This is a genomic window from Inquilinus sp. (assembly GCF_057815775.1).
Genome location: NZ_JBYRFX010000127.1, coordinates 1 through 1905, shown reverse-complemented (window position 1 = coordinate 1905; position 1905 = coordinate 1). Strand labels below are relative to the sequence as shown.

At 69.2% G+C, this 1905-nt stretch carries 3 protein-coding genes; 1 reads left to right on the top strand and 2 read right to left on the bottom strand.

Annotated elements, in window-relative coordinates; all coding sequences use genetic code 11:
* Nucleotides 1-429 precede the first annotated feature (429 nt).
* Entirely contained in the window at nt 430-672 is a 243-nt protein-coding gene (locus AC3XYG_RS04715; protein WP_489138657.1) for a hypothetical protein, read from the top strand.
* A 45-nt stretch (nt 673-717) separates the two neighbouring features.
* Here the strand turns inward: AC3XYG_RS04715 and folE are convergent, their stop codons facing one another.
* Both folE and apaG read right to left on the bottom strand, forming a co-directional pair.
* On the bottom strand, nt 718-1365 hold the full coding sequence (folE, locus tag AC3XYG_RS04710) for a GTP cyclohydrolase I FolE (protein WP_489138656.1): 648 nt from the start codon (nt 1363-1365) through the stop codon (nt 718-720).
* 106 nt (nt 1366-1471) lie between these two features.
* The gene (gene apaG / locus AC3XYG_RS04705; RefSeq protein WP_489138655.1) at nt 1472-1864 is read right to left on the bottom strand and encodes a Co2+/Mg2+ efflux facilitator ApaG/CorD; all 393 of its coding nucleotides are present in this window, start codon (nt 1862-1864) and stop codon (nt 1472-1474) included.
* Between the last annotated feature and the right edge of the window lie 41 nt (nt 1865-1905).

Sequence of the window (1905 nt, the reverse complement as noted above, 5' to 3'; positions counted from 1 at the left end):
TGGGCGGGATCACCCGCAGGGCCACGGGCACCACCCGCTGTGTCGTCTGGGTCGGGGGTGTCTGGGCCGGGGACGTCTGGGCTGGGGCGGGCGGCGCCAGCATCAGCACCATCGCCGCCGCGGCCAGGACCATCATCGCTTTCATGCGTCGCAGCGCTGCCGTCATCGGTGTCTTCTCGGAACTCGTCCGTCGTCTCGATGCCTGAAGAGGCCACGGAAGGAATGGTGCAGGCCGGGCCGGCCGGCATAGGGCCAGGGGTGCATCCTGGCGGCAGGGCGGTCGACCCGGCCAATGCCTTCGCGTCATGCGGCCAGCCGCCGGGCGCATGCTCGGCAACGGCCCGCTGCCGGGCGGCCGCCGCGAAGCGGCCTGTCGGCCTGGGATAAAAAGGACTCCCCAGCCGCCCGATCGAGTCGTATTTTGCTCAAATGCGCGAACAGATCAGGAACAATTGGGATGTGGCGCTGCGGCTGAGCGACCTGTCGGCCGGCACCACCATCGTGGCGAAATGCGGCCGCTGCACCCGCAGCAAGGCGCTGGACCGCACCCTGCTGGTCCGGCGCTACGGCACGGATGCCCGGCTGTTCCGACTGGAGCTGACGCTGCGCTGCACCCGCTGCGGCAGCAAGGCGGCGGGCCGTCTGGAACTGCACGATGCGCCGCGGAATTGAGGACCGAAAGGGTCACGGGGGCCGAACGACGGTAGGTTGGCGCCCTTACACCGGCATTCCGAGCATCATCTGGAATTCGCGGCGCAGCTGGGGGTCGTCGCGGAAGGCGCCGGTCATGTAGCTGGTGATCATCTGGGTGCCGTGCTTGTGCACGCCGCGCGTGGTCATGCAATGGTGCTGCGACGACACCATCACCGCCACGCCGCGCGGCCGCAGCACCTCGTCGATCGCGGTGGCGATCTGGGCCGTCAGCCGCTCCTGGATCTGCAGCCGCTTGGCGTAGGCGTCGACCACCCGCGCCAGCTTGGAGATGCCGACCACCCGCCGGTCGGGCAGGTAGGCGACGTGCGCCTTGCCGATGATCGGCACCATGTGGTGCTCGCAATGCGATTCGAACTCGATGTCTCGCAGCAGCACCATCTCGTCATAGCCCTCGACCTCCTCGAAGGTCCGGGACAAGAGCTCGACCGGGTCCTGCTCGTAGCCGCGGAAGAACTCCTCATAGGCCTTCACCACGCGCTTCGGCGTGTCGCGCAGGCCTTCGCGGGTGATCTCCTCGCCGGCCCAGCGCAGCAGCACGCGCACCGCGTCCTCGGCCTCGGCCCGGCTCGGCCGCTGATCGGCCTCGGCGGCGGGCGCCACGGCGCTGGCGACGTTGGCGGCGGCCACGGGCGAGAAGGGGATGCGGGTCATGGGACCGGCCTTTCGGGGCGGGGTGTCGATGCCGGACGGATTCGGCGGCGTGGACGAGGCGGCGTCGTCCTCCGGGCCCTCGGGGTGTGATCCGTGATGCGCCATGTCAGTTCAGCCGCATCGTGCGGTGCGGGCTGTCCAGCGAGAAGGCCGGGATCGCGACGTCGAAGCGCTCGCCGCCCGGCGTCTCCATCTCATAGGTGCCGACCATGATGCCGGAGGGCGTCGCGATCGGGGCGCCGCTGGTGTACTGGAAGTCCTTGCCCGGCTCGATCACCGGCTCAACCCCGACCACACCCTTGCCGCGCACCTCCTGCACCCGGCCGAAATCGTCGGTGATGCGCCAGTAGCGGTTGCGCAGCTGCACCCGCTCCGGCCCGCGGTTGGTGATGCGGACGGTGTAGGCCCAGACGTAATGGTGCTCGTCGGGCGAGGATTCATCCTCGAGATAGACCGGTTCGACCGACACTTCGATCGCCCGGGTTTCCGCTGTGTACATGAACTCCGATCCGCTTCAGGCGCGAGCCGCGCCGTCGATCC